This window comes from Klebsiella sp. C360 (assembly GCF_048822415.1).
Lineage (GTDB): Bacteria > Pseudomonadota > Gammaproteobacteria > Enterobacterales > Enterobacteriaceae > Klebsiella > Klebsiella quasipneumoniae.
On sequence record NZ_JBMEZZ010000004.1, the window covers coordinates 88,778 to 115,365 of the forward strand.

At 60.5% G+C, this 26,588-nt stretch carries 20 protein-coding genes and 1 pseudogene; 6 read left to right on the plus strand and 15 right to left on the minus strand.

Features of this window, described 5'->3' with window-relative positions; genetic code table 11:
- The first annotated feature begins 67 nt into the window (after nucleotides 1-67).
- Complete coding sequence (gene barA / locus ACOI7D_RS12325) at nucleotides 68-2,818, plus strand: two-component sensor histidine kinase BarA (protein WP_023290831.1); 2,751 nt, start codon at nucleotides 68-70, stop codon at nucleotides 2,816-2,818.
- A gap of 229 nt (nucleotides 2,819-3,047) precedes the next feature.
- Here the strand turns inward: barA and ACOI7D_RS12330 are convergent, their stop codons facing one another.
- The 8 genes from ACOI7D_RS12330 to syd form a co-directional block, all read right to left on the minus strand.
- Complete coding sequence (locus ACOI7D_RS12330; RefSeq protein WP_087824533.1) at nucleotides 3,048-4,187, minus strand: glycerate kinase; 1,140 nt, start codon at nucleotides 4,185-4,187, stop codon at nucleotides 3,048-3,050.
- Between the two features lie 72 nt (nucleotides 4,188-4,259).
- Nucleotides 4,260-5,600 (minus strand): glucarate dehydratase, encoded by a 1,341-nt coding sequence (gudD, locus tag ACOI7D_RS12335; RefSeq protein WP_044524533.1) that lies wholly within the window; start codon nucleotides 5,598-5,600, stop codon nucleotides 4,260-4,262.
- Between the two features lie 18 nt (nucleotides 5,601-5,618).
- The gene (locus ACOI7D_RS12340) at nucleotides 5,619-6,959 is read right to left on the minus strand and encodes an enolase C-terminal domain-like protein (RefSeq protein WP_109546999.1); all 1,341 of its coding nucleotides are present in this window, start codon (nucleotides 6,957-6,959) and stop codon (nucleotides 5,619-5,621) included.
- 2 nt (nucleotides 6,960-6,961) lie between these two features.
- The gene (locus ACOI7D_RS12345; protein ID WP_023290835.1) at nucleotides 6,962-8,314 is read right to left on the minus strand and encodes an MFS transporter; all 1,353 of its coding nucleotides are present in this window, start codon (nucleotides 8,312-8,314) and stop codon (nucleotides 6,962-6,964) included.
- A gap of 470 nt (nucleotides 8,315-8,784) precedes the next feature.
- Nucleotides 8,785-9,228 carry a flavodoxin gene (locus tag ACOI7D_RS12350; protein ID WP_004205560.1) on the minus strand — a complete coding sequence of 148 codons (444 nt, stop codon included), beginning with the start codon at nucleotides 9,226-9,228 and terminating at the stop codon, nucleotides 8,785-8,787.
- 4 nt (nucleotides 9,229-9,232) lie between these two features.
- Nucleotides 9,233-10,027, minus strand: coding sequence for a tRNA pseudouridine(65) synthase TruC (gene truC, locus ACOI7D_RS12355; protein ID WP_109546998.1), 795 nt, complete (start codon nucleotides 10,025-10,027; stop codon nucleotides 9,233-9,235).
- On the minus strand, nucleotides 10,027-10,356 hold the full coding sequence (locus ACOI7D_RS12360) for a YqcC family protein (RefSeq protein WP_023290837.1): 330 nt from the start codon (nucleotides 10,354-10,356) through the stop codon (nucleotides 10,027-10,029). Before ACOI7D_RS12360 ends, truC begins: the two co-directional genes overlap by 1 nt.
- A 632-nt stretch (nucleotides 10,357-10,988) precedes the next feature.
- Nucleotides 10,989-11,534, minus strand: a complete 546-nt coding sequence (gene syd / locus ACOI7D_RS12365; protein ID WP_023290838.1) for a SecY-interacting protein — start codon at nucleotides 11,532-11,534, stop codon at nucleotides 10,989-10,991.
- Between the two features lie 68 nt (nucleotides 11,535-11,602).
- Here syd and queF point away from each other — a divergent pair, with 68 nt between their 5' ends.
- The 5 genes and pseudogenes from queF to ACOI7D_RS12390 all read left to right on the plus strand — a co-directional run bounded on the left by queF (nucleotide 11,603) and on the right by ACOI7D_RS12390 (nucleotide 18,222).
- Nucleotides 11,603-12,448: an NADPH-dependent 7-cyano-7-deazaguanine reductase QueF gene (queF, locus tag ACOI7D_RS12370; RefSeq protein ID WP_023290839.1), complete on the plus strand. Its 846-nt coding sequence runs from the start codon at nucleotides 11,603-11,605 to the stop codon at nucleotides 12,446-12,448.
- Nucleotides 12,449-12,559: 111 nt separating this feature from the next.
- Nucleotides 12,560-13,927 (plus strand): nucleotide 5'-monophosphate nucleosidase PpnN, encoded by a 1,368-nt coding sequence (gene ppnN / locus ACOI7D_RS12375; RefSeq protein WP_023290840.1) that lies wholly within the window; start codon nucleotides 12,560-12,562, stop codon nucleotides 13,925-13,927.
- A 500-nt stretch (nucleotides 13,928-14,427) separates the two neighbouring features.
- Entirely contained in the window at nucleotides 14,428-15,717 is a 1,290-nt protein-coding gene (locus ACOI7D_RS12380) for an HAAAP family serine/threonine permease (RefSeq protein ID WP_023290841.1), read from the plus strand.
- Nucleotides 15,718-15,782: 65 nt separating this feature from the next.
- The gene (locus ACOI7D_RS12385) at nucleotides 15,783-17,150 is read left to right on the plus strand and encodes an L-serine ammonia-lyase (RefSeq protein ID WP_044524543.1); all 1,368 of its coding nucleotides are present in this window, start codon (nucleotides 15,783-15,785) and stop codon (nucleotides 17,148-17,150) included.
- A 130-nt stretch (nucleotides 17,151-17,280) separates the two neighbouring features.
- Nucleotides 17,281-18,222: pseudogene (locus ACOI7D_RS12390) on the plus strand (aliphatic sulfonate ABC transporter substrate-binding protein).
- Between the two features lie 43 nt (nucleotides 18,223-18,265).
- Here the strand turns inward: ACOI7D_RS12390 and ACOI7D_RS12395 are convergent.
- The 7 genes from ACOI7D_RS12395 to ACOI7D_RS12425 all read right to left on the minus strand — a co-directional run bounded on the left by ACOI7D_RS12395 (nucleotide 18,266) and on the right by ACOI7D_RS12425 (nucleotide 26,575).
- Nucleotides 18,266-19,489, minus strand: a complete 1,224-nt coding sequence (locus ACOI7D_RS12395) for an acyl-CoA dehydrogenase family protein (protein ID WP_109546996.1) — start codon at nucleotides 19,487-19,489, stop codon at nucleotides 18,266-18,268.
- Between the two features lie 10 nt (nucleotides 19,490-19,499).
- Nucleotides 19,500-20,915, minus strand: a complete 1,416-nt coding sequence (locus ACOI7D_RS12400) for an MFS transporter (protein WP_109546995.1) — start codon at nucleotides 20,913-20,915, stop codon at nucleotides 19,500-19,502.
- 193 nt (nucleotides 20,916-21,108) lie between these two features.
- Nucleotides 21,109-21,987: a MetQ/NlpA family ABC transporter substrate-binding protein gene (locus tag ACOI7D_RS12405; RefSeq protein ID WP_023290846.1), complete on the minus strand. Its 879-nt coding sequence runs from the start codon at nucleotides 21,985-21,987 to the stop codon at nucleotides 21,109-21,111.
- The gene (locus ACOI7D_RS12410) at nucleotides 21,984-22,682 is read right to left on the minus strand and encodes a methionine ABC transporter permease (protein WP_008806263.1); all 699 of its coding nucleotides are present in this window, start codon (nucleotides 22,680-22,682) and stop codon (nucleotides 21,984-21,986) included. Before ACOI7D_RS12410 ends, ACOI7D_RS12405 begins: the two co-directional genes overlap by 4 nt.
- Nucleotides 22,679-23,701 carry a methionine ABC transporter ATP-binding protein gene (locus ACOI7D_RS12415; RefSeq protein WP_064155026.1) on the minus strand — a complete coding sequence of 341 codons (1,023 nt, stop codon included), beginning with the start codon at nucleotides 23,699-23,701 and terminating at the stop codon, nucleotides 22,679-22,681. The genes ACOI7D_RS12410 and ACOI7D_RS12415 overlap by 4 nt, the downstream gene beginning before the upstream one ends.
- Nucleotides 23,698-25,104 (minus strand): LLM class flavin-dependent oxidoreductase, encoded by a 1,407-nt coding sequence (locus ACOI7D_RS12420; RefSeq protein ID WP_023290849.1) that lies wholly within the window; start codon nucleotides 25,102-25,104, stop codon nucleotides 23,698-23,700. The genes ACOI7D_RS12415 and ACOI7D_RS12420 overlap by 4 nt, the downstream gene beginning before the upstream one ends.
- Nucleotides 25,105-25,177: 73 nt before the next feature.
- Complete coding sequence (locus ACOI7D_RS12425) at nucleotides 25,178-26,575, minus strand: FAD/NAD(P)-binding protein (RefSeq protein ID WP_109546994.1); 1,398 nt, start codon at nucleotides 26,573-26,575, stop codon at nucleotides 25,178-25,180.
- Nucleotides 26,576-26,588: the final 13 nt, after the last annotated feature.

Here is a 26,588-nt window from a genome sequence, read left to right on the forward strand (position 1 = left end):
GCAGCGCCGCGAGGCGCACCGACGCGCACCGAACGATGATGTCTATATTCTCCCATAATGGAACCGCATGACCAACTACAGCCTGCGTGCTCGCATGATGATTCTGATTCTGGCGCCAACCGTCCTGATAGGGCTGTTGCTCAGTGTTTTCTTTGTCGCTCACCGTTATAACGACCTGCAACGTCAGCTGGAGGACGCCGGCACCAGCATTATTGAGCCGCTGGCGGTCTCCAGCGAATATGGCATGAATCTGCAAAACCGCGAATCTATCGGCCAGTTGATCAGCGTTCTGCATCGTCGCCACTCGGAGATCGTGCGGGCCATCTCGGTGTACGATTCGCATAACCGCTTGTTTGTCACCTCCAATTATCAGCTCAACCCCAGCGACCTGCAGATCCCGAAAGGCGAAGCGTTTCCCCGTCGTCTCAGCGTCATCCGCGACGGCGACATGATGATCCTGCGCACGCCGATCGTCTCGGAAAGTTATTCGCCGGATGAATCCCCCGAATCCGATGCCAAAATGCCGGGCAATATGCTGGGCTACGTCGCGCTGGAGCTGGATCTCAAATCGGTGCGCCTCCAGCAGTACAAAGAGATTTTCATCTCCAGCGTGATGATGCTGTTCTGCATCGGCATCGCGCTGATCTTCGGCTGGCGCCTGATGCGCGACGTCACCGGCCCTATCCGCAATATGGTCAACACCGTCGACCGCATCCGCCGCGGACAGCTGGACAGCCGCGTCGAGGGCTTTATGCTCGGCGAACTGGATATGCTGAAAAACGGCATCAACTCGATGGCCATGTCGCTGGCGGCGTACCATGAGGAGATGCAGCACAACGTCGACCAGGCGACCTCCGATCTGCGGGAAACCCTTGAGCAGATGGAGATTCAGAACGTCGAGCTGGACCTGGCGAAAAAGCGCGCCCAGGAGGCGGCGCGCATTAAGTCTGAATTCCTGGCCAATATGTCCCACGAACTGCGCACCCCGCTCAATGGGGTGATCGGCTTTACCCGTCTGACGTTGAAAACCGATCTCAACGCCACGCAGCGCGACCACCTGACCACCATCGAACGCTCGGCCAATAATCTGTTGGCGATCATCAACGACGTGCTCGACTTTTCCAAGCTGGAAGCCGGGAAGCTGATCCTGGAGAGCATTCCGTTCCTGCTGCGCACCTCGCTTGATGAGGTGGTCACCCTGCTGGCGCATTCCGCGCACGATAAAGGGCTGGAGCTGACGCTGAACATTAAGAACAACGTGCCGGATAACGTCATCGGCGACCCGCTGCGTCTGCAGCAGATTGTGACCAACCTCGTAGGCAACGCCATCAAATTTACCGAGCACGGTAATATCGATGTGCTGGTGGAGCAGCGGGCCATCAGTAATTCGCGGGTGCAGATCGAAATTCAGATCCACGATACCGGCATCGGCATCCCCGAGCGCGACCAGTCCCGGCTGTTCCAGGCCTTCCGTCAGGCCGATGCCAGTATTTCACGCCGCCACGGCGGCACCGGGCTCGGGCTGGTGATCACCCAGCGTCTGGTTAAGGAGATGGGCGGCGATATCTCGTTCCACAGTCAGCCAAACCGCGGCTCCACCTTCTGGTTCCATATCAGCCTCGATCTCAACCCGAACGCCATTCCGGATACGCTGAATACCGACGGGCTGGCGGGCAAACGTCTGGCCTATGTGGAAGCCAACGCGACGGCGGCGCAGTGCACGCTGGAGATGCTGGCCGCCACGCCGCTGGAGGTGATTTACAGCCCCACCTTCTCTGCGCTGGCGGAAGCCCAGTACGACATTCTGCTGGTCGGTATTCCGGTCTCAATGCGCGATTTGTCGCCGCACCGGGAAAAATTAGCCAAAGCCTGCGCGATGTCAGATAACGTACTGCTGGCTCTGCCATGTCATGCCCAGGTCAGCGCCGAAGCCCTGAAGCGCGATGGCATCGCCGCCTGTCTGTTGAAACCGCTCACCACCACCCGTCTGCTGCCGGCGCTGGTGGCCACCCATCATGCGACGGCCTCCGCGCCGTTGACCCAGGCCGACAGCCATAAGCTGCCGATGACCGTGATGGCCGTCGACGACAACCCGGCAAACCTGAAGCTCATTGGCGCCCTGCTGGATGACCTTGTGCAGCAGGTGATCCTCTGCGACAGCGGCCAGCAGGCGGTGGACAAGGCCAAGCAACTGCAGATGGATCTGATCCTGATGGATATTCAGATGCCGGATATGGACGGCATCCGCGCCTGTGAGCTTATCCATCATTTGCCGCATCACCAGCAAACGCCGGTTATCGCCGTCACCGCGCACGCCCTGGAGGGCCAGCGCGAGAAGCTACTGAGCGCCGGCATGAACGACTATCTGGCGAAGCCGATCGAAGAAGAGAAACTGCACGCCCTGCTGCTGCGCTATCAGCCTGGAGTACACAGCATCGCCCCGGCGGCGATACCGCCCGCAGAGCCGGTCATCGACCATAACCAGACGCTCGACTGGCAGCTGGCGCTACGTCAGGCGGCGATGAAGCCGGACCTGGCGAGGGAGATGCTGCAGATGCTGATCGCTTTTATGCCGGAGGTGCGTAACAAAGTGGAAGAGCAACTGGTCGGCGAGCAGCCGGAAGGGCTGGTGGATCTGATCCACAAACTGCACGGCAGCTGCAGCTACAGCGGCGTGCCGCGGCTGAAAAAGCTCTGCCACACTCTGGAGAGCCAGCTGCGCGCAGGCACCGCCGCCGAGGATCTGGAGCCGGAGCTGCTTGAGCTGTTGGATGAGATGGATAACGTGGCGCGCGAAGCCTGCCGGATGGGGGGCTAAAACCACAGGGCTTCCCGACCTGCACCCGGCTCGCCAGGCATCGCGCCGCCGGGCAAGGAGAGCGGGCACGGAGCCGCTTTTATGCCGGGCGGCGGCGACGCCTTGCCCGGCCTACGGTCCGTGCAGCCTGCCGTTAATTTACCCGCTTGCGCTGCGAAAACTGCCGGTGCTGGCGGCCTCAACATCGCTTAGACATTCCCGGGTGGCCGCGCCAGCCGGGATACCTCAATTACAGCTTACCGCCCATCTGCAAAACCGCGGCGACGTTTCGCGCCGTCATCCGCAGGTTGGCGGCGGCATTGGCCAGCGCTTCATCCAGCGTGCAGATGGTGTACAACACGCTGAATACCGCATCCAGCCCGTGCTGATGCACGACGCCGACATCGGCGGTAAGGCTGCCGGCAATCCCGATCACCGGTACGTTAAATCGCTTCGCCACCCGGGCCACTCCCACCGGCACCTTGCCGTGGATAGTCTGACTGTCGATACGTCCTTCGCCGGTGATCACTAAATCAGCATCCGCCACCCGCTCCGCCAGCTGCAGCGCATCGGTGACAATCTCAATGCCCGGGCGCAGTTGAGCGCCACAAAACGCATACAGCGCCGCGCCCATCCCGCCCGCCGCGCCGCCGCCTTCCAGGTTCAGCACGTCGCAATCTAAATCACGGGCGATGATCCGGGCATAGTGCCGCAGGCCGCTGTCAAGCCGGTCGATCATCTGCGCCGTCGCCCCTTTTTGCGGGCCGAATACCGCGCTGGCGCCCTGCGGGCCGGTCAACGGGTTGGTGACATCGCAGGCCACGTCAATCCGACAATCTGCCAGCCGTGGATCAAGCTCGCTAAGATCGATGCGCGCCAGCGTCTCCAGCGCGCCGCCCCCTGGCGCGATTTGCTGACCGTCGACGGTCAGCAATTTCGCCCCCAGCGCCTGCGCCATGCCGGCGCCGCCGTCATTGGTCGCGCTGCCGCCAATGCCAATAATGATCTGCCGCACGCCAGCGTCCAGCGCATGGCGAATCAGCTCCCCGGTGCCCCAGGAGGTGGTCAGCAGCGGGTTACGCTGCGCCGGGGGAACGCTTTCCAGCCCGCTGGCCGCCGCCATTTCGATAAAGGCGCACTGGCGATCGCCGGACAGCCCATAAAATGCCTCTACCGGCTCCCCCAGCGGCCCGGTCACCGTCAGCGGCACCTGATGCCCGCCGGTCGCCGCCACCATGGCTTCCACCGTCCCTTCCCCACCGTCGGCAACCGGCAGCCTGACATATTCCGCGTCAGGATAAATCTCGCGAAAGCCTTGCTCTATTGCACTGGCTACTTCCAGCGCGGTCAGGCTCTCCTTCCAGGAATCCGGTGCGATCACTATTTTCATCTGCAGTCCTTACTTTGAGCTAACCCCTGTCGCTATCGCGCAATGCCGGCCCCCGCAGAGGCCGGCGGCCTTTTAGCGCACCATGCATGGACGCTTGTTGTCAAAGGTCCAGCCCGGGATCAGGTACTGCATCGCCATCGCATCGTCGCGGGCGCCAAGGCCATGTTTCTTATATAGCTCATTTGCCTGCATGACGCGGTCCATATCCAGCTCTACCCCCAGACCCGGCGTGCTCGGCACCTGCACCATTCCGCCTTTAATTTCAAACGGTTGTTTGGTCAGACGCTGGTTGCCCTCCTGCCAGATCCAGTGGGTATCGATAGCGGTGATCTTGCCCGGCGCCGCAGCCGCGACGTGAGTGAACATCGCCAGCGACACGTCGAAGTGGTTATTGGAGTGCGAACCCCAGGTCAGGCCGAACTCATGACACATCTGCGCCACGCGAACCGACCCCTGCATGGTCCAGAAGTGCGGGTCCGCCAGCGGGATATCCACCGACTGCAGGGAGAGCGTATGGCCCATCTGCCGCCAGTCGGTGGCGATCATATTGGTGGCGGTCGGCAGGCCCGTCGCGCGACGGAACTCCGCCATCACTTCGCGGCCGGAGAAGCCCTGCTCAGCGCCGCACGGATCCTCAGCATAGGCCAGCACGCCCTTCAGCTGCTTGCCAATCTGAATGGCTTCTTCAAGCAGCCAGGCGCCGTTCGGATCGAGGGTCACGCGGGCATCCGGGAAGCGCTTCGCCAGGGCGCTGATCGCTTCGGCTTCTTCAAAACCGGCCAGTACGCCGCCCTTCAGCTTAAAGTCGTTGAAACCATATTTTTCATAGGCCGCTTCCGCGAGGCGGACCACCGCATCCGGCGTCATTGCCTCTTCATGGCGCAGGCGATACCACTCGCACTGTTCATCCGGCTGGCTCTGATAGGCCAGCGGCGTGGCGTGGCGGTCACCGATAAAGAACAGATAGCCCAGCATTTCAACTTCGCTGCGCTGTTGCCCATCGCCGAGCAGCGAGGCGACGTTGACCCCAAGGTGCTGGCCCAGCAGGTCCAGCAGCGCCGCTTCGATCCCGGTCACCACGTGGATGGTGGTGCGCAGGTCAAAGGTCTGCAGGCCGCGGCCGCCGGCGTCACGGTCGGCGAACTGATTGCGCACCGCGCCGAGCACGTTTTTATACTCGCCCAGCGTTTTGCCCACCACCAGCGGAATGGCATCCTCCAGAGTCTGGCGAATTTTTTCGCCCCCCGGAATTTCACCGACGCCGGTATGGCCGGCGTTATCTTTAATAATCACGATATTGCGGGTGAAGTACGGAGCGTGGGCCCCGCTCAGATTCATCAGCATACTGTCATGGCCGGCAACCGGGATCACCTGCATGGTGGTGACAACAGGCGTGGAAGAGAAAGTCGTCATAGCATCATCCTTTTGTAATTAGTGGCGGCCGAAAACAGGACGTTTGCGGTCGAATGTCCAGCCGGGGATCAGGTACTGCATCGGGCCCGCGTCGTTGCGCGCGCCGCCCGGCAGCGCTTTATAGGCCTCATGGGCTCTGCGCACCTGCTCCCAGTCAAGTTCCACGCCGAGTCCCGGCGCGTCTGGCACGGCAATCTTGCCGTTAATAATCTGCAGCGGATTTTTGGTCAGGCGCGCGTCGCCTTCCTGCCAGATCCAGTGGGTGTCGATGGCGGTGGGATGACCCGGCGCGGCGGCGCCGACGTGGGTAAACATCGCCAGGGAAATATCAAAATGGTTGTTGGAATGGCAGCCCCAGGTAAGCCCCCAGTCGTCGCAGAGCTGCGCCACTCGTACCGCGCCGGAGAGCGTCCAGAAGTGCGGGTCCGCCAGCGGAATATCGACGGCGTTGAGCATCACCGCATGACCCATCTCGCGCCAGTTGGTGGCGATCATATTGGTGGCGACCGGCAGCCCGGTGGCGCGGCGGAACTCGGCCATCACCTCCCGGCCGGAAAAGCCCTGCTCGGCGCCGCACGGATCTTCGGCGTAGGTCAGAACATCCTGCAGCCCTTTGCACAGGGCGATCGCCTCATCCAGCAGCCAGGCGCCGTTAGGATCGACGGTGATGCGCGCGTCCTGAAAGCGCTTTTTCAGCGCCCGGGCGGTGTCAATTTCCTGCTCGCCGGGCAGCACGCCGCCCTTCAGCTTAAAGTCTTTGAAACCGTAGCGATCCTGAGCGGCTTCCGCCAGGCGCACCACCGCTTCGCTGCTAAGCGCCTGCTGGTGGCGCAGGCGATACCATTCGTGATCGCCCGGCGTATGGTCCAGATAACCCAGGTCGGTTTTCTGCCGATCGCCGATATAGAACAGGTAGCCCAGCACGGTGACGGCATCACGCTGCTTACCCGGGCCCAGCAGCTCGCAGACCGGCACATTGAGCACCTTGCCGAGCAGGTCGAGCAGCGCGGCCTCCAGCGCCGCTACCGCGTTGACTTTCAGTTCGAAGGTCCATGCCCCTTTGCCAAAGGTGTCGAAATCCGCCGCCTGATTGCCTTTGTGCACCTGCTGCACCACGCGATTGAGACGGGCGACCTCCTGACCTACCACCTGCGGGATCGCCGCCAGCAGCGTCTGATAGATGACCTCTCCGCCAGGGGCTTCTCCCACGCCGGTGTTGCCGGCGTTATCGGTCAATACCACGATATTGCGGGTAAACCAGGCGTTATGCGCCCCGCCGATGTTCAGCAGCATGCTGTCGTGTCCGGCCACCGGAATGACCTTCATCTCTGTAATAATCGGGCTGGATTGAGTAGTCATGATTAACGCCCCGCGACAGGTTTCAGTTCGATGCGTTTGATGTCGCCCACCAGCACCAGATAGCTCAGCACCGCCACCAGGGCATGGATACCTACGTAAACCAGCGCCCCGTTGAACGAGCCGGTGGTGCCGACGATATAGCCGATAGCGATCGGGGTGACGATACCGGAGATATTGCCAAACATGTTGAACAGACCGCCGGAAAGACCGCTAATCTCTTTCGGCGCGGTATCCGCCATCACTGCCCAGCCAAGCGCGCCGATCCCTTTGCCGAAGAAGGCCATCGCCATAAAGCCAATCACCATCCACTCCACGTTGACATAGTTACACATCAGCATGGTCATGGAGAGCAGCATCCCCAGCACAATCGGCGTTTTGCGGGCAATGTTCAGCGAGCCGGTGCGGCGCATTAACCAGTCAGAGATCACCCCGCCCAGCACCCCGCCGACGAAGCCGCACACCGCCGGAATGGAGGCGACAAACCCTGCTTTAAGGATCGACATGCCGCGCGCCTGCACCAGGTAAACCGGGAACCAGGTGATAAAGAAGTAGGTCAGGGCGTTAATGCAGTACTGACCGATATAGATGCCGATCATCATCCGCGATCCGATCAGCTGCTTGATCTGGCCCATTTTGACGCTGAACGGCACCTTCTGCGCGCTGCTCTTTTGATCCATGTTGATCAGGGCGCCGCCTTCGGCGATATATTCCAGTTCCTTCTTGTTTACCCCCGGATGGTTGTTCGGATCGTGGATCACTTTCAGCCAGACAAAGCTAATCACAATCCCCAGGCCGCCCATAAAGAAGAAGACGTGCGACCAGCCCACCTCATGCGTCAGCCAGCCCATGATCGGCGCGAAGATAACGGTGGCAAAGTACTGGGCGGAGTTAAAGATCGCCACCGCCGTGCCGCGCTCCTGCGCCGGGAACCAGGCGGCCACGATACGGCTGTTACCCGGGAATGACGGCGATTCGGCCAGGCCAACGAGGAAGCGCAGGGTAAACAGCGCGACGATAATGCCAAAGCCGCTGAAGATGTCGACGAAGCCCTGCAGCAGGGTAAACATCGACCAGATGAAGATCGACCAGAAATAGACGCGCTTCGAACCGAAGCGGTCGAGCAGCCAGCCGCCCGGGATCTGGCCGATGACATAAGCCCATGAGAACGCGGAGAAGACATACCCCATTCCCACCGGATCCAGGCCGATATCTTTGGCCATTTCCGAACCGGCGATCGACAGCGTCGCCCGGTCGCCATAGTTAAAAGAGGTGACGATAAACAGCATCACCACTATCCAGTAGCGGGCGTTGGTGCGCTTTTCAGCCGCCGTCGCCGCCTGACTTAATGAACTCATTGTTGTACTCCTGAATCATAGCGTTTAGCTACGTTCATTCTGAACAGCACAACCTGTAGGGTAATCAGAATGACGTGGTCGTGTTTTGATAGTTGTCGTTATATCTGGCACTGCATTTATCACTGGCTGGAGCAGTATATGAAGAGGCACACCGCGGCTCACCGTGCATCTACACAGCTTTTACGCCGCTATTGCAGGTGGTTTATGGCGTATGCCTGAAAGAATGGGGGGAAGTTCACGGAAATGAAAAACCAGCGCCGCGGGTGGTCAAAAGCGCAGCAATAAGAGCCGGAGTGTGAAATACCTCTCTTGACCCGGTGAAACCGGCTGGCTTAACCCATGATATTGCTAAGGATATTGTGCATTTGCCTGAAGGCGTGCCGCCCGGAAAGGGATACACTTTTGCTGTCCGCGTATCTGGCCGCGACATCTTGAAAGGGCGCCCTCTGCGTAGGGAGAGGGCAGCGCTTTTATTCCAGCAGGGTAGCCCACTGCTCAACCCATGGATTAGAGACGCTCTCCGGCTCCGGATCTTCGCTGGCGTCAATCTTCAGCATCTCGCCGATGCGCTTCGCGCCCTGCTCCTGCAACAGTTGATCGAACTTCAGGCCTCCGCCGCAAAAGTTGGCGTAGGTGCTGTCGCCCAGCGCGATAATGCCGTAGCGCAGGTGAGGCTGATACATATCTTTGATGCCCTCATACAGCGGGACGATGCTGTCCGGCAGATCGCCCTGCCCGGTGGTGGAGGTGACCACCAGCACATACTTACCCGTGTAGGATTCCCAGTCGTTGACCTGCGGATCCTCATACACGGTAGCCTTGTGTCCCAGTCCGCTGAGGATCGCTTCCGCTTCTTCCGCGACCAGCAGCGAGTTGCCGTACATGGTGCCGACAAAAATTCCGACTTCCGCCATGCTATTATCTCCCTGGATTGACCTTATTCTCTTCATCCTGACCGCAGTCGTCGGCAAACTCAACCCTTTCATTTAGCGGGAGAAGCCCGCGCCAGCCAAACTGCGACAGCGCACGCATCCAGACGTCGTCAAAACCGGCGCGCAGGGTCAGCGGCTCACCGGTAAAGGGATGGGTTAACGACAGTTCGCTGGCGTGCAGCATCAGGCGGTGACAGTCGAAATGCTCCGCGGCGCTGCGGTTTTGCCGCAGATCGCCGTGCTTGCTGTCGCCGAGGATCGGATGACGCAGGTGGGCCAGATGGCGGCGCAGCTGGTGCTTGCGGCCGGTTTTCGGCTCCAGTTCCACCAGCCCGTAGCGGGTGGTGGGATAACGCCCGGTCGCCACCGGCATCTCCACCGTCGCCAGACCACGGTAATGGGTCACCGCCGGCTGCGGCCCTTTGTCTTCGCGGGCGAACTTATCGGCGATTTTATCCAGCTCTTCCACCAGCGGATAATCGAGCAGCGCCTCTTCCATCAGCCAGCCGCGGACGATCGCATGGTAGCGCTTCTGGATCTGATGCTGCTCGAACTGCTGCGCCAGCAGGCGACCCGCCTCGCTTGACAGTCCCATGAGCAGGACGCCGGAGGTGGGCCGGTCGAGGCGATGGGCGGTAAAAACGTGCTGGCCGATCTGGTCGCGCACGGTCTGCATCACCACCACTTTCTCATCGCGATCGAGCCAGCTGCGATGCACCAGCCAGCCCGACGGTTTGTTGACCGCCACCAGCCAGTCGTCCTGGTAGATTATCTCCAGCATCAGGCCTGCTCACCGGCAAACAGCGCGTCCAGCAGCAGCAGCTCCGCCAGCATGGATTCGCGAACCGGGTGGGCTTGATCCAGCGCCATTTCGTAATACGGCGTAACGGCGAAATTTTGCGGCAGCGGCTGGCCGCTCTCCAGCAGCTGATGCATACGCGGGATCAGGACCCACTGCAGCCACTCCAGCGGCTCCAGAGTATCCAGGCAAAACGGCTTATCGCTGGCGAAGGCGCTGCTGTCCGGCGCCGTCTCCTGCCAGTGCTCTGTTTCGCGCAGCAGGGCTTCAATGGCGCGCAGGCGATCGCGCACGCTATCGTCAAGAGTCATGGGGGAAACCTCGATGAGTTAAAAACCGGGCGCAGGATAGCAAATCCGCAGGAGAAATAAAAAAAGGGAGCACTGTATAAACAGTGCTCCCGGTTCGTTTTGCAGCATTCCCGCTACATTGGTGCTCCCTGCTCGTCCTTGAAAACTTTTCCTGAGGTCTCCTGACCATGTTCATCCATAAACTCGTGCATCCTGCTTTCACACCACCCCGATGCGAAATGACTTATCCTTAAGTTTGTCCCGATCTTCCAGATCCACCGTTCATCCTGAGCGGCTCTCATTCTCCATCCTGGAGGTGTCCATTACGCGATCCTGCGTTATCCTTGCTTCATCCTGAAGCCTGTCCTTGCAACGCCATCCTGGCGGGTCCTGCAGAAGCGCCATCATCCTGATGTTCGCTTCATTTCGCGACTTCCTGTCGACAGACATAGGATCACTGATTCTGCCTCTTCTTACAACCCTTCTTGAGACAATCTCTTAAGATTAGTCCCCACTCAAAAGGACGAAAAAATAAAAATCCAATTTAATACCAATAAGTTAACAAAAAAAGATTGGATTAAATTTGCCTTAAATGATGATGATCTCTTACAGGTTTTGTAAGAGATCTCTCACAAATGACCAGGCAGACTGGATTACAGAACCGGCTCAAGCTGGTTGAGGAAACCCGCAAGCGAGGGGGAAAGGGTGATGCGTTTGGCGGTGCCGAGGGTCTCTTTGACGACTTCACCGCTGAGATTACAGACGGAAATGACATCCAGTTCACTCTCGAGGGTGGCGATAAACAGCGTCGGCGCCAGCTTCAGCCGCTTCTGCACCACCAGATGCCCGATGAGGTTTTCCTGCACCCGCTGAAAATCCTCTTCACTCCAGGTCTGCAGCAGCGTTAGCGTTTCGCCGGCAAACCGGCCGGTCATATCGCCGGCAAACTGAGTGGTATAATAAGAATGAAGCGGCTGTTGTACCACAATATCCAGGGCGCGTTCAACCGCGCTGATATTTTGCGCCAGCGAAAACGGCTGCGGCTGCCAGAACACGGCCTCGCCCTGGGTGTCGACGACGCAAGGCGACGGGACGCCATAAAGCTCTTCACTGCGCGGCAGGCTGTGGCGCTGCTGCTGCCAGGCGGCGCAATAACGTTGGGTAAAAGCATGCAGCGCTTCTGCGGTCTGATGGTCCACCGGTTTCTCTCTTCATGTTAGACAGGATACACTGGGGTCATAGTGTACCCGCTTTACTATGGTGAAACATGTCTTCTTACGATAATCATCAGGCGCTGGCCGGCCTGACGCTCGGTAAATCAACCGATTACCGCGATACCTATGACGCCTCGCTGCTGCAGGGCGTTCCGCGCAGCCTTAACCGCGACCCGCTTGGCCTGCATGCCGACAACCTGCCGTTTCACGGCGCCGATATCTGGACGCTGTACGAACTCTCCTGGCTGAACGGCAAAGGCCTGCCGCAGGTGGCCGTCGGCCACGTCGAACTGCCCGACACCAGCGTTAATCTGGTGGAGTCAAAAAGCTTTAAGCTTTATCTCAACAGCTTTAACCAGACGCGTTTCGCCAGCTGGCAGGAGGTTGAAGAGACGCTGACCCGCGATCTGAGCGCCTGCGCCCAGGGCGAGGTCAAGGTCTCGCTGTATCGGCTGGATGAACTGGAAGGCCAGCCGATTGCTCACCTCCACGGCGCCTGCATCGACGATCAGGATATCGAGATCGATAACTATCAGTTCAGCGCCGACTACCTGCAGGGCGCCGCCAGCGGCAAAATCGTGGAAGAGACGCTGGTCAGCCATCTGCTGAAGTCCAACTGCCTGATCACCCACCAGCCGGACTGGGGCTCGGTGCAGATCCAGTATCGTGGGGCGAAAATCGACCGCGAGCAGCTCCTGCGCTATCTGGTCTCGTTCCGCCACCATAACGAATTCCATGAGCAGTGCGTCGAGCGCATCTTTAACGATATTCTCCGTTTCTGCCAGCCGGAATCGCTTTCCGTTTACGCCCGCTATACGCGACGCGGCGGTCTGGATATCAACCCCTGGCGCAGCAACGGCGACTTTTCCCCTGCCACCGGCCGCCTTGCCCGACAATAATAAACATTTTCACAATTTGCGTGCGTTTAGACGCGCGCAAGGTTGTGGAAACGCCGCTCGCAGGGCTATTGTAATCACAGGAAGACCATAAGCGTCCTGTAAGGAGTTCACTTGATTACACATGTTAGCCCGCTTGGTTCAATGGATATGCTGTCGCAGCTGGAAGTGGATATGCTTAAGCGCACCGCCAGCAGCGATCTGTATCAACTCTTTCGCAACTGCTCGCTTGCTGTGCTCAACTCGGGGAGCCTGACCGATAACAGCAAGGAGCTTCTGTCCCGTTTTGAAAATTTCGATATTAACGTGCTGCGTCGCGAACGCGGCGTGAAGCTGGAACTGATCAACCCGCCGGAAGAGGCCTTCGTTGACGGGCGCATTATTCGTTCCCTGCAGGCCAACCTGTTTGCCGTGCTGCGCGATATCCTGTTCGTGTACGGCCAGATCCACAATACCGTTCGCTTCCCGAACCTCGATCTCGAAAGTTCGGTCCATATCACCAACCTGGTGTTCTCGATCCTGCGCAACGCCCGCGCGCTGCACGTCGGCGAAGCGCCGAACATGATCGTTTGTTGGGGCGGCCATTCGATCAACGAAAACGAATACCTCTACGCCCGCCGCGTCGGTACGCAGCTGGGACTGCGGGAACTCAATATCTGCACCGGCTGCGGGCCTGGCGCGATGGAAGCGCCGATGAAAGGCGCCGCCGTCGGCCACGCGCAGCAGCGCTACAAAGACAGCCGCTTTATCGGCATGACCGAACCGTCCATTATCGCCGCGGAACCGCCAAACCCGCTGGTCAATGAACTGATCATCATGCCGGACATCGAAAAGCGTCTGGAGGCCTTCGTGCGCATCGCCCACGGGATCATCATCTTCCCGGGCGGCGTCGGCACCGCCGAAGAGCTGCTTTACCTGCTGGGTATTCTGATGCATCCGGATAACAAAGCGCAGGTGCTGCCGCTGATCCTCACCGGACCGAAAGAGAGCGCTGACTACTTCCGCGTGCTGGACGAATTTATCACCCATACGCTGGGCGAATCCGCCCGTCGCCACTACCGGATCATCATCGACGACCCGGCGGAAGTGGCGCGGCAGATGAAAAAAGCGATGCCGCTGGTGAAAGAGAGCCGTCGCGAGACCGACGACGCCTACAGCTTCAACTGGTCGATTCGTATCTCGCCGGACCTGCAGATGCCGTTTGATCCAACCCATGAAAACATGGCCAACCTCAAACTCTCCCCGGACCAGCCGGTGGAAGTGCTGGCCGCCGACCTGCGCCGCGCCTTCTCCGGCATTGTCGCGGGTAACGTCAAAGAGGTGGGCATCCAGGCCATCGAGCAGTACGGTCCTTATAAGCTGCACGGCGACCCGGAGATGATGCGCCGCATGGACGATCTGCTGCAGGGCTTCGTCGCCCAGCACCGCATGAAGCTCCCGGGCGGCACCGCCTATATTCCCTGCTACGAAATCATCGCCTGATTTCCGTCCCGCCGGGGCAGCGCCTGTTGCCCCGGCGGGCACGCTTTCTCTGACTTCCAAAACGCGCTAAAAAACTTTCTGTTACTCATCAAACAGCTAAATTATTTTTACATAGCCAATCGTTTGCGTTGGTAAAAACTGCGACAATTATCACTGCAAAAAATGGTTTTAAGCGCTAAAACGTCGACCACTTCTCTTTTTTACAGTAAATCCCTCGTTATTACGCCCCCCAGCTTTTATCTCATATGCTGCAAATGGTAGCCTGCGCGCCACAAATCGCTGGCTGATCACCAGAAACAGGCTGTTGGACTAAAAATACGCACATTGAAAGTGGATTATTGCATTTGAGATCGCGATCACTGATGCATAAACCATATAAATGTATCTTTCCGGCCCAATTATTACGGAGAAAATTTCTAAAAAAACCGTAATTAAACGAATTTCGTGTTACGCAATTGTATTTGTTCATTAGATTTTGTTGATTCCTCCAGGAGATACAGATGGAAACCACTCAAACCAGCACCATCGTTTCGGGCGAAACCCGCAGCGGATGGCGTAAAACCGACACCATGTGGATGCTGGGCCTGTACGGTACAGCGATCGGCGCGGGCGTCTTGTTCCTGCCGATCAACGCCGGCGTCGGCGGCATGATCCCCCTGATTATCATGGCGATTCTGGCCTTCCCGATGACCTTCTTCGCCCACCGCGGTATGACCCGCTTCGTGCTCTCCGGCAAAAACCCGGGCGAAGACATCACTGAAGTGGTTGAAGAACACTTCGGCGTAGGCGCAGGTAAGCTGATTACCCTGCTCTACTTCTTCGCTATCTACCCAATCCTGTTGGTCTACAGCGTGGCGATCACCAATACCGTCGAAAGCTTCATGGCGCACCAGCTGCACATGACGCCGCCGCCGCGTGCGATTCTGTCGCTGATCCTGATCGTCGGTATGATGACCATCGTGCGTTTCGGCGAGCAGATGATCGTGAAAGCGATGAGCATTCTGGTGTTTCCGTTCGTAATCGCCCTGATGATTCTGGCGCTGTACCTGATCCCGCAGTGGAACGGCGCGGCGCTGGAGACCCTCTCCCTGAGCGGCGCCTCCGTCACCGGCAACGGCCTGCTGATGACCCTGTGGCTGGCGATCCCGGTCATGGTCTTCTCTTTCAACCACTCGCCGATCATCTCCTCCTTCGCGGTTGCCAAGCGTGAAGAGTACGGCGAAGGCGCCGAGAAAAAATGCTCAAGCATCCTGGCTCGCGCTCATATCATGATGGTGCTGACCGTGATGTTCTTCGTCTTCAGCTGCGTCCTGAGCCTCTCTCCGGCAGACCTGGCGGCGGCGAAAGAGCAGAACATCTCGATTCTGTCTTACCTGGCGAACCACTTTAACGCGCCAATCATTGCCTGGATGGCGCCGATCATCGCGATGATCGCCATCACCAAATCCTTCCTCGGCCACTACCTTGGCGCCCGCGAAGGCTTTAACGGCATGGTGATTAAGTCCCTGCGCGGTAAAGGCAAATCTATCGAAATCAACAAACTGAACAAGCTGACCGCGCTGTTCATGCTGGTGACCACCTGGATTGTCGCGACGCTGAACCCGAGCATCCTCGGCATGATCGAGACCCTTGGCGGCCCGATTATCGCGATGATCCTGTTCCTGATGCCGATGTACGCGATTCAGAAAGTGCCGGCGATGCGTAAATACAGCGGCCACGTCAGCAACGTCTTCGTGGTGATTATGGGTCTGATTGCCATCTCCGCGATCTTCTACTCGCTGTTCAGCTAATTCAGTCAACACCTCCCCCCGCGCCGCTGAACGGCGGCGCGCTTTCCGACAGCACGGGAATACATATGATCAGCGTATTCGATATCTTTAAAATCGGCATTGGCCCTTCCAGCTCCCATACCGTTGGACCGATGAAAGCGGGCAAACAATTCACTGACGACCTGATCGCGCGCGGCCTGCTGGCCGAGGTGACCAAAGTGGTCGTCGACGTCTACGGCTCCCTCTCCCTGACCGGTAAAGGCCACCATACCGATATCGCGATTATCATGGGGCTCGCCGGCAACCTGCCGGACACCGTCGACATCGACGCTATCCCTGGCTTTATTCAGGACGTTAACACCCATGGTCGCCTGATGCTGGCCAACGGCCAGCACGAAGTGGACTTCCCGGTCGATCAGTGCATGAATTTCCATGCCGACAACCTGTCGCTGCATGAGAACGGCATGCGCATCACCGCCCTGGCCGGCGACCAGGCGCTCTACAGCCAGACGTACTACTCCATCGGCGGCGGCTTTATCGTCGATGAAGCGCACTTCGGCCAGACCACCGACGCGCCGGTGGCCGTCCCTTATCCTTATAAAAACGCCGCCGACCTGCAGCGTCACTGCCGCGAAACCGGGCTGTCGCTCTCCGGCCTGATGATGCAGAACGAACTGGCGCTGCACAGTAAAGAGGCGCTGGAGCAACACTTCGCCGCGGTGTGGGAAGTGATGAGCGCCGGTATTGAGCGCGGCATCACCACCGAAGGCGTCCTGCCGGGCAAACTGCGCGTTCCGCGCCGGGCTGCCGCGCTGCGCCGCATGCTGGTGAGCCAGGACACCACCAACAGCGACCCGATGGCGGTGGTCGACTGGATCAATATGTTCGCCCTCGCAGTGAACGAAGAGAACGCCGCCGGCGGCCGGGTGGTGACGGCGCCGACCAACGGCGCCTGCGGTATCGTGCCGGCAGTACTGGCCTATTACGACAAGTTTATCCGCAAGGTGAACAGCAACTCCCTGGCGCGCTATATGCTGGTGGCCAGCGCGATTGGTTCGCTCTATAAGATGAACGCCTCGATCTCCGGCGCCGAAGTGGGCTGTCAGGGTGAAGTGGGCGTCGCCTGCTCGATGGCGGCGGCCGGTCTGGCTGAACTGCTGGGCGGCAGCCCGGGCCAGGTGTGCATCGCGGCAGAGATCGCCATGGAGCATAACCTCGGTCTGACCTGCGACCCTGTCGCCGGCCAGGTGCAGGTGCCGTGCATCGAACGCAACGCTATCGCCGCCGTGAAAGCGGTCAACGCCGCGCGAATGGCGCTGCGCCGGACCAGCGAGCCGCGCGTCTGCCTCGATAAAGTCATTGAGACCATGTACGAAACCGGCAAAGACATGAACGCCAAGTACCGGGAAACCTCTCGCGGGGGGCTGGCGATGAAGATTGTCGCCTGCGATTAACCTGCTGGCCCGCCGCGCGTCGCCGCGGCGGGCTCTCTCCCCCATTTTTGTTATATCAATTAAAATTTAGTTATTTAATGGTTATAAGCGCTGTTTGTTACCTTACGCAAAACGCTAAGGAGAACAGACAATGTCCAACCGATTCCGCCCCGCGTGGCTGCTGGCCCTCGCCGCCCTTTCCGCCTCCGCGCTGGCCAAAGCGCCGGAGACCGTCAACATCGGCTATCAAAAGGCGAACATCTTCGCGCTGCTGAAATATCGCGGCACCCTGGATGAAAGCCTGAAAAAACAGGGTATTGCCGTACGCTGGGTCGAATTCCCCGCCGGGCCGCAAATGCTGGAGGGGCTCAACGTCGGCAGTATCGATCTGGCCGCGACCGGCGATGCGCCTCCGGCCTTTGCCCAGGCGGCGCAAGCCGATCTGGTCTACCTTGCCCACTCCCCCGCTAACCCGAAAACGGAAGCCATTGTGGTGCCTGAACAGTCGGCAATCCACAGCGTGGCCGACCTGAAAGGTAAGCGCGTGGGGCTGAACAAGGGGTCTGACGTCAACTACCTGCTGGTCGCCGCGCTGGAAAAAGCGGGCCTCAGCTATAAAGACATCACCCCGGTCTATCTTCCGCCAGCGGACGCCCGCGCCGCTTTCCAGCGCGGGGCGATTGATGCGTGGGTGATCTGGGATCCGTTCCTCGCGGAAGTGGAAACCAACGCGAAAGCCCGACAAATACGCAACGCCGAGGGGCTGGTACCGCACTACACCTTCTATCTCGCCAGCCGCAAGTTTGCGGATACCTACCCGGAGACGGCAAAACAGGTGGTGGATGAGCTGGGTAAACTCAGCGCGTGGGCGAACAGCCATCAGGACGAGGCCGCTGGCCTCCTGTCGACCTCAACCGGGCTGGATAAAGCCATCTGACTGAAGACCCTGGCCCGCCTGCCCTACGGCGCCGAACGCATGACGCCGGCGGTGTATAACGAACAGCAGGCGCTGGCGGATACCTTTACGCGCATCGGCCTGCTGCCGGTGAAAGTCGACGTGCGCAGCGCCACCTGGTCGCTGGATAAACCTTAGTTTTCCCGGCGGCGGGAGGCATAGCCCCCCGTCGCCGACGGGCTTACCCCACCGTTTTCTCACCATTGCCAATCTGCCAGATAAAGGTCGGCGCTTCACCGTTCACCAGCCAGTTTCCGATATTGCGCGCCTTGTAAATCACCGGATTATGCGAGGCGACCGTCCGCGCATTACGCCAGTGACGGTCCAGCGCCAGTCGGCTTCGCGTATCCGACGCCCCAAGGGCATTGAACAGCTCCGTCGCTGCCCGCGGGATCCAGTCGCTGGCGATCACCTGCGCCTGCGCCGCTTCCACTTCCGCCAGCTGGTTACGCCGGGCAATCAACGCTTCGTCGTCGCTGACGTGCGCCACATAGGCCTGCTGCAGCGATTCCGCGGCCTGGAGGACCGCGGCCCGGGTCGCCCATGCCCAGCTGCTGATCTGCCCAACCACCTGCAGAACCTGGGCGTCATCGCGCGGTACGGCGGCGTTGCCGTGGCTGTACATCCGGGAGCGGTGTTTGACGCCCTGTGCGGCATCCCGCTCAACCGCCAGGCCAATGCCCGCGAGGGTCGCCAGCAGCACATGCTGGTAGAACGCGGTTTGATAGCGAAAGCGCTGGGCAAAATCGTAGACGTGGTCGGCTTCCACCCGGGCGCCGGTGAAGCGGGTGGTCCCGCTGCCGGTCAGCCGCTGGCCAAAGCCATCCCAGTCGTCTTCCCGCGCCACGCCGGGCTGTTGGGTGCTGACCAGGGCGATCACATCGCCACCGGTATCACTGCGCCGGGCAAACACATCGATCCAGTCGGCGTACAGCGCGCCGGTGCTGTAGAACTTCTCGCCGTCGAGTCGCCAGCCGCCCTCTGCCGGCGTCACCCGGGTGTTCACCTCCCCCAGCTTAACCGCGCCGATCTCCGTCCAGCCGCTACCCACCAGCTCGCCGTCGAGGAAGCGACGAAACCAGCGGTCGCGCCCGGCGGAATCCGGCTGATTAAGCTGATCTTCCACAAAGGCAAAGTGCGCGCGCAGGGCCTGCGGCAGGTTAGAGTCCGCTTGCGCCAGCTCAATCAGCAGCGCGCTGAGCTGCGGCAGCGAAGCGCCCCAGCCGCCCTTCTCACGAGGAATACGCAACGTGCCGAAGCCCGCCTCCTTTAGCCAGCGGATCGGCTCCTCTGGCAGAATGCGCTGCTGTTCGCGCTCCGCGGCGCCCTGGGCGATGCGGGTGAAAATCGGGCGGAAGGCGGCTGCCAGCGCGTCATAATCGGTGCCTGTGGAGAGCAAGGTCATTGTCGGTTCCTTATTCATTGATTGCGTCAATATCTTCTCGCGTCGGTTCATGACGGACCGCCAGCAGGAAGAAAATAGGAATAATGGCGGCAAGCGAGACCACCCAGAACATCTTCGTGCCGAGCGAGGCCTGCAGCAGCGGCAGAATAAACAGCGCCAGCGCGCTGCCGATCCCGGAGAGCGCCCGGCTGAAGCCGACCCCGGTGGCGCGAATGGCGGTGGGATAGGAGAGCGCCGGGTAGATCATCAGCTGTGCACCCGGGCCAAACCCTTCGGCGAACAGCCACAGCCCCAGCATTGCGATGGCCAACACGATGCCTGCCGTCGCGTGCGGTTGCCCCACCAGCGCCAGCACAATCAGCGCCGCGAACTGCAGGGCGAAGCCGGCTATCGCCACATGACGCGAAGGATATTTCCACGCCAGATGCATACCAAGCAGCCCGCCGGTAAAGGCGAACAGGGCGTTCAGCCCCAGTGATGCCGAAATGGTTTCGAAGACGCCAGCCCCGAGGAACTGGGCAAGAATTGACGGCAGGAAAAAGGCAATCGCCGTGTACTCGAAGGAGATACAGATATTCATCACCCCGGCGACGATAGTCCGCTCGCGGTAAGGTTTTTCGAACAGCACGCGGAAGCTCACTTTCGGCGCCGGCTTCGCCGCCGGGACCTCATGGGCATGGATCCCCCAGGAGTCGCGTAAGATGCGCACCGCGGAGGTCAGATCGCCCTGGTTCGCGGCCCACAGCGGGGATTCGTTCATAAACCGGCTGCGGACGGCAATAATCAGCAGTGCCGGCACGGCGCCGAACAGCAGGGAGGCGCGCCATAGCCAGTCAAGATGCTCCTGCGGCAGCAGGAAATAGAGGCCGAAGATAATGAGAAAGCAGACGGTTGAGGCGGCGTACCACATCGGGCACCACGCCGCGAGGCGAGCCGCTTTGTTGCCTTTGCCGGCAAAGCGGGAAAACTCGGCCAGATAGGACATCGCCACCGGCAGGTCGATGCCGACGCCGATGCCCATCAGGAAGCGGGCGCCAATCAACACCCAGACGTTCGGCGCCAGCCCGGCGGCGATAGCCGAAATAACAAAAAAGAACATATCGGCCATAAACACCGAATAGCGACCATATTTATCGGTCAGCCAACCGCCGATGATATTGCCGACGATGGTCCCGACCATAATGGAGGAGGTCACCAGGCCGGTCAGCAGCGGCGAGAGCTGAAATTCACGCACGACGTCATCAATACCGTAAGAGAGCGTGGTTAAGTCATAGGCGTCGAGAAAAACGCCGCCCAGCGCGAGGAACACAATCATCCGCGCATATTTCGCCTGTTCCCTGCCGGAATTAATTAGCCGCGCCACATCCCCGACGCTACTGACCGGTACCGAAGCGATACCGGGATTATCCACTGGTAATGTACTCATTTTTTCACCTTATTATTTTGTGCAGGTCATCAGCGGTTATAAACCTCGAGCGGCGACAATCAAAACAACAAATCATGCTATTAAAATCAACATAATCAATAAGTTAATTTAAAACACCAGCACAAAAAGGACGCGCTTTCGCGCATCCTCAAGGGAAATAAATAACAACGAAAATAGACGTCGTGCAGGACGATTATTCCGCCGATACCGGAACTAATACATCTTTTACCAGCGGGTCATCGGTGGTTTTTAACCACGTCTGGATCCGCGGGTCAGAAAAAGCCTGTTTTAATTTGACGATATTTTCCTGCGATAAATACGGCGTACCAATCACTAATTGCGAAGCAAAGGTACGCGGCGCCGGCGGGAATAATATGCCTTTCTCACGCGGTACTTTCCCGGCGTCAAATTGCGAGACATAGCCGATGGCGGCATCCACCGAATTTAACGCCCGCGGCATGGTCAGCAGATCCAGCTCTTTAAAGACAAACTGATGCGGGTTGCCGACAATATTTTTCAGCTTCGCCGTGCGCGGCTCCACCGCCGGGTCGAGTGAGATCAACCCAATGCGCTGCAGCAGCCACAGAGCCTGCCCCTGATTGGCGCCGTCGTCAGGCACGACGATGGTCGCGCCATTGGGCAACGCCTGTACCGACGAGAAGCGGTCGGAATAGATGCCGAACGCCCACTGGAACACCGGCACCGTAGTCGACAACGCAAAGCCGTTGGCGTCCACCACCTGCTTGAGCCACCACTGATGCTGATAGATCGTCCCGGCATACTGTCCTTCCGCTACCGCGCGGTCAGCTTGTACCGGATCCTGCACCCCCACCGCCTCCAGCTTCAGGCCGTAATCGGGCGCAATATGCTGATTAATATACTCAATGATCCGCTGCTCGCCGGCCATCGCCGGCTCGTAGTGAATTTTTAACGTGCTGCCGAAGACCACCTGCTGGCTTTGGGTATGCCCCCGCCACCACCAGAAAGCGATGGCGAGCAGGATAATCACCGCCAGCGCCGCCAGCCAGGGCCAGCGCCGTGCTTTACGTAACTCAAATTGCTCTGTTGTCATACAAGGTTCCCCTGCGTGTGGCGTAAACGGTTGACCAGGCGGTCACCCAAAAATTGAATCAACTGGATCGTGGCGATCAGGGCAACGATTGTCGCGATCATGATGTGGTTGTCGAAGCGCTGATAGCCGTACACCACGGCCAGGTAGCCGATGCCCCCGGCGCCGATGGTCCCGGCGATAGCCGAATACTCAATCATCGAGACCAGATTTAGCGTCACCGCCGCCACCAGCGCGGGCAAGGCTTCACTGAGCTGCGCGCTGGCAATGATTTGCCAGCGCGACCCGCCGCAAACGACGCCCACCGCGGTGACCTCCGCCGGCAGCTCGCGCAGCGCGTTCTCCACCAGACGGCCAAAGAACGGGACGCCGGCGGCAATCATCGGCACCACCGCGGCGGGGATGCCAATCGTGGTTCCGGTCAGCCAGTAAGTGAACGGGATAATGGCGGCCATCAGCACCAGAAACGGCAGCGAACGTCCCATGTTGACCACCCAGTTCAATAGCCGGTACAGCAACGCGTGCGGAAATAATCCCCGCGGCGAGGCGTTAAACAACACTACCCCCACCAGTCCTCCCAGAGTGACGACAAACAGCATGACAATGGCCACCATCAGCCAGGTTTCGCCATAGGCGGGGAGCAGCAGCGAAGGAATTTCGCCCCAGGGGGTGTCCTGGCTGATGACTGTCGGTTTCATACCGCCTCCCTGAGCAACGGCGCGCTGTCGAGGATCTCCGCCGTCATGCCGAGCTGCGCCAACAGGTCCTGCAGTCGCGCGGGCGACAGGCGTTCGCCCTGAAAGCGCACTCCGGCCTGCAGGCGACCGGCCAGCCTACCGTTAATCACCTCGACGTGGCCGCCAAGGAGATCGATCTGCAGCGCCCACTGCTGGCTCAGGCGGCTGATCCAGTCGGTAGCCACCGGTACATCCCAGCGGTAGCTCAGACGCAGCAGCAGATCGCTGTGGGCCGCTGCCGCCGGCGTCAGCGGCAACAGCTGCTGGCCAAGCAGAGAATCGGGACGCGCCAGCAGATCTTCGATCCGCCCGTACTGGACGATCGTCCCGTCGCGGATCTCCGCCACCGCATCCGCCGCCGTGCGCACGGCGTCCATTTCATGGGTGATCAGGACGATCGCCAGCTGATACTCGTCGCGCAGTCGCTTGAGCAGGGCCAGCACCGAGGCCGTGGCCTGAGGATCGAGCCCGGAGGTGGCTTCATCCGCCAGCAGAACCGACGGGCGCAGCGCCAGCGCGCGGGCAATGCCGATCCGCTGGCGCTGGCCGCCCGAGAGCTGGGACGGCCAGGCATCCGCTTTGTGGCTCAGGCCGACGCTCTCCAGCAGCTCGCCAACCCGCGCCTTGATATCGCGCTCCACCACGCCAAGCCACGCCAGCGGCAGGGCGACATTCTGCCAGGCGGTCCGGCGGCTCAGCAGTGCGGAGGACTGGAAAACGGTGCCAATCGCCCGCCGCTCCCGGCGCAGCGCCTCGCCGGACAGCGCCGACAGATCCTGGCCGTTGATACGAATGCTGCCGCTGTCCGGGCGCTCCAGCAGGCTGATGCAGCGCGCGAGAGTTGATTTACCGGCGCCGCTCGGCCCCACCACCGCGGTGATGGAGCGTTCAGGTACCTGCAGCGACAACCCTTTTAGCACCGCGCTGAGCCGGCCATCCGCCGTGCGGTAGCTTTTATGCAGGTCATCGATAGCAATCATGTCACCTTCTCCTCTACCGAGGCCGCCGTGCGCGCATCGCGACGGTAGCTGACACCGGGGTGAGGCGCGGCCAGACGCGGACCGGCGCCGAACAGTTTTTCGCGCAGGGTCCCCTCGCGGTACTCTTGCTTAAAGACGCCGCGCTTTTGCAGCTCAGGCACCAGCAGCTCGACGACGTCGCGGAAGGTTTCGTGAGTGACGGCATAGGCGAGGTTAAAGCCATCGACGTCCGTCTCTTCGACCCAGGACTGCAGTTCGTCGGCCACGGTTTGCGCGCTGCCGACCACCAGCGGGCCGAAGCCGCCGATACCGGCCCAATCGGCCAGGGCCTGCACCGTCCACTGCCGGTTCGGGTCCGCAGTGGAAAAGGCCTCCACCGCCGACTGAATAGCGTTGGTGTGCAGGTACTTCAGCACCTGATCCGGCTGATACTGGCCGAAATCGATCCCCGTCCAGCCGGAGAGCAGCGCCAGCGCGCCTTCATAGCTGACGTACTGCTTATATTCCTGCCACTTCGCCTGCGCCTCGCGGTCGGTGTCGCCGACAATCACCGTCTGCAGGTTAAAGATCAGAATGCTGTGCGGATCGCGCCCCGCCTCAGCCGCCCGGCGGCGAATATCCGCCACCGTCTTCTTCAGCAGCACCTTCGACGGCGCAGCCACGAAGACGCATTCAGCATGGCCGGCGGCGAACTGTTTGCCGCGGCTGGACGCTCCCGCCTGATAGAGCACCGGCGTGCGCTGCGGGGATGGCTCGCAGAGGTGGATACCCGGCACGGAAAAGAACTGTCCCTGATGGTTTATGGGATGGATTTTCCGCGGATCGCTGAAGATCTTGCGCTCTCTGTCGCGCAGCACCGCCCCGTCCTCCCAGCTTCCCTCCAGCAGTTTGTAGATCACCTGCAAATACTCATCGGCATAGTCATAGCGGGTGTCGTGGTCGGTCTGGGTTTGCTGGCCGATATTGCGCGCCCCGCTCTCCAGATAGGAGGTGACGATGTTCCAGCCCACCCGCCCTTTGGTCAGATGGTCGAGCGTCGACAGACGACGGGCGAAGGGATAAGGATGCTCAAACGACAGCGAAGCGGTCAGGCCGAAGCCCAGATGCTCCGTCACCAGCGCCATCGGGGTGATCAGGGCCAGCGGATCGTTGACCGGGACCTGCGTCGCCTGGCGGATCGCCGCGTCGCCGCTGCCGTTCAGCACGTCGTAGACGCCAAGCACGTCAGCGATAAACAGTCCGTCGAACTTGCCGCGCTCCAGCAGTCGCGCCAGATCCACCCAGTACTCCAGATCTTTATACTGCCAGGAGCGATCCCGGGGATGCGCCCACAGGCCCGGCGACTGATGGCCGACGCAGTTCATATCGAAAGCGTTAAGACGAATTTCACGTTGTGATGACATAGCAATCTCCATAGCGCGGCCCGTCGCCGGGGCGCACGCGGCAAAATGAATCAGGGAAAAGAAAGAGAGGAATTCAGTACGCAGGACATCGGGAGTCCTGCGGGATCCCGAGCGTGAGTAACGCTTGCGCCGCCACGTCAGCGGCATGGTCGGCTACCTGCGGCAGGCCCATCAGTTCGCCAAAACGCCCGCGGGCGGCGGGACCGGCCACCAGCACCGGCGGCGCCTCAACGTACGGCTCAGCCACTGCCCGGGAACGGCTGTCCACCTCCAGGCCCATGCCGAGGGCATCGGCGCGAATAAGGCCGCGGCGGGCAAGGTCCTGTAAAAATGGCTGGCTGTCGGTCAGGGCGCGGTGCGCGGGTCCGGTGGTCAGGATCAGGTGATCGACCCTCAGCGTCTGCACGCCGCCGCCGCGCCGCGCCAGCGTCAGATGCAGCGTCTCGCCTTCGCCGCTCATCGACAGTAGCCTGGCCGCCTGAACCTGCAGACAGCCCGTGCGCTGGCGCGCCTCCAGCACCTCGGCGACCTGCGGCGCCACGCGGTAGCGGTGGACATCCCAGTAATGGCGCAGATGGCGCAGAAAACGCTGGCGATCGGAGTCGCTGAGCGCCTGCCAGATCCGCTGCCCCTGTTGGCGGACCGCATCCAGCACCACCTGCCAGCTCAGGCCCTGCTGCGCCGCATACGCCACGTCGAGGCGGATCTGGCGCAGGCGCTGACGCAGGCTGCCCTGCTGATAGTCGCCAGGCCAGGCTGCTCCCGCGCCGCTGAGGTTGCCGCGCGACAGCAGGCCGTGGCGCGAAAAGGCGACGATACTGCCGCGGTGGCCCAACCGGTCCAGCGTCGCGACCGTATCGGCCATGGTTAATCCGGTGCCCATCACCGCCACCCGGGCGTGCGGGGCGATGGCGTCGAGCGCGCCGGGCTGCCACGGGTTGGCAATCAGCGCCGGATGGTGCCGCCAGGCTTCGGCCTCCGCCGGCAGCGAAGGCGGTGGATGACTGATCGCCAGCACCAGCAGGTCGGCCTTAAGCTGCAGGCCGCCGTCGGTGGTCACCGTCCCCTGATGAAAAGCGAGCGCCCGATCGCGCAGGTGGCGAAGCCGTCCGCCGCTGGCTGCCGCGGCGTCAGAAAAACGTTGTGCCACATAGCGACCAAACTGGCCGCGCTGAGGATAGACGGAACCGTCCGGACGCAGCGCCTGCGCATCGACGGCAAAGGCAGGCTGACGTCGGTACCAGCGATCGAAGGCGCCCTCTTCATCACCGGTCAGCTGCATACGGGCGGCCGGGACGTTAATCCGGTGCGTCGGCTCCGCGGTGGAGTAGGCCACCCCGGCGCCGGGAGTCTGGCGCGGCTCCAGCAGCGTCACGCGCACCCCGTTCGGCGCCAGGCGCAGCAGCTCAATCGCCACCGCCGCGCCGCTGAAGCCGCCGCCGATAATCACGATATGCGGTTCTGCACTCATCGCTGCCCTCCTC

Coding starts and splice junctions, on each gene's coding strand:
- barA (WP_023290831.1), top strand. CDS start 68: ATGACCAACTACAGCCTGCGTGCTCGCATGATGATTCTGATTCTGGCG.
- ACOI7D_RS12330 (WP_087824533.1), bottom strand. CDS start 4,187: ATGAAAATAGTGATCGCACCGGATTCCTGGAAGGAGAGCCTGACCGCG.
- gudD (WP_044524533.1), bottom strand. CDS start 5,600: ATGACGACTTTCTCTTCCACGCCTGTTGTCACCACCATGCAGGTGATC.
- ACOI7D_RS12340 (WP_109546999.1), bottom strand. CDS start 6,959: ATGACTACTCAATCCAGCCCGATTATTACAGAGATGAAGGTCATTCCG.
- ACOI7D_RS12345 (WP_023290835.1), bottom strand. CDS start 8,314: ATGAGTTCATTAAGTCAGGCGGCGACGGCGGCTGAAAAGCGCACCAAC.
- ACOI7D_RS12350 (WP_004205560.1), bottom strand. CDS start 9,228: ATGGCGGAAGTCGGAATTTTTGTCGGCACCATGTACGGCAACTCGCTG.
- truC (WP_109546998.1), bottom strand. CDS start 10,027: ATGCTGGAGATAATCTACCAGGACGACTGGCTGGTGGCGGTCAACAAA.
- ACOI7D_RS12360 (WP_023290837.1), bottom strand. CDS start 10,356: ATGACTCTTGACGATAGCGTGCGCGATCGCCTGCGCGCCATTGAAGCC.
- queF (WP_023290839.1), top strand. CDS start 11,603: ATGTCTTCTTACGATAATCATCAGGCGCTGGCCGGCCTGACGCTCGGT.
- ACOI7D_RS12380 (WP_023290841.1), top strand. CDS start 14,428: ATGGAAACCACTCAAACCAGCACCATCGTTTCGGGCGAAACCCGCAGC.
- ACOI7D_RS12385 (WP_044524543.1), top strand. CDS start 15,783: ATGATCAGCGTATTCGATATCTTTAAAATCGGCATTGGCCCTTCCAGC.
- ACOI7D_RS12395 (WP_109546996.1), bottom strand. CDS start 19,489: ATGACCTTGCTCTCCACAGGCACCGATTATGACGCGCTGGCAGCCGCC.
- ACOI7D_RS12400 (WP_109546995.1), bottom strand. CDS start 20,915: ATGAGTACATTACCAGTGGATAATCCCGGTATCGCTTCGGTACCGGTC.
- ACOI7D_RS12405 (WP_023290846.1), bottom strand. CDS start 21,987: ATGACAACAGAGCAATTTGAGTTACGTAAAGCACGGCGCTGGCCCTGG.
- ACOI7D_RS12410 (WP_008806263.1), bottom strand. CDS start 22,682: ATGAAACCGACAGTCATCAGCCAGGACACCCCCTGGGGCGAAATTCCT.
- ACOI7D_RS12415 (WP_064155026.1), bottom strand. CDS start 23,701: ATGATTGCTATCGATGACCTGCATAAAAGCTACCGCACGGCGGATGGC.
- ACOI7D_RS12420 (WP_023290849.1), bottom strand. CDS start 25,104: ATGTCATCACAACGTGAAATTCGTCTTAACGCTTTCGATATGAACTGC.
- ACOI7D_RS12425 (WP_109546994.1), bottom strand. CDS start 26,575: ATGAGTGCAGAACCGCATATCGTGATTATCGGCGGCGGCTTCAGCGGC.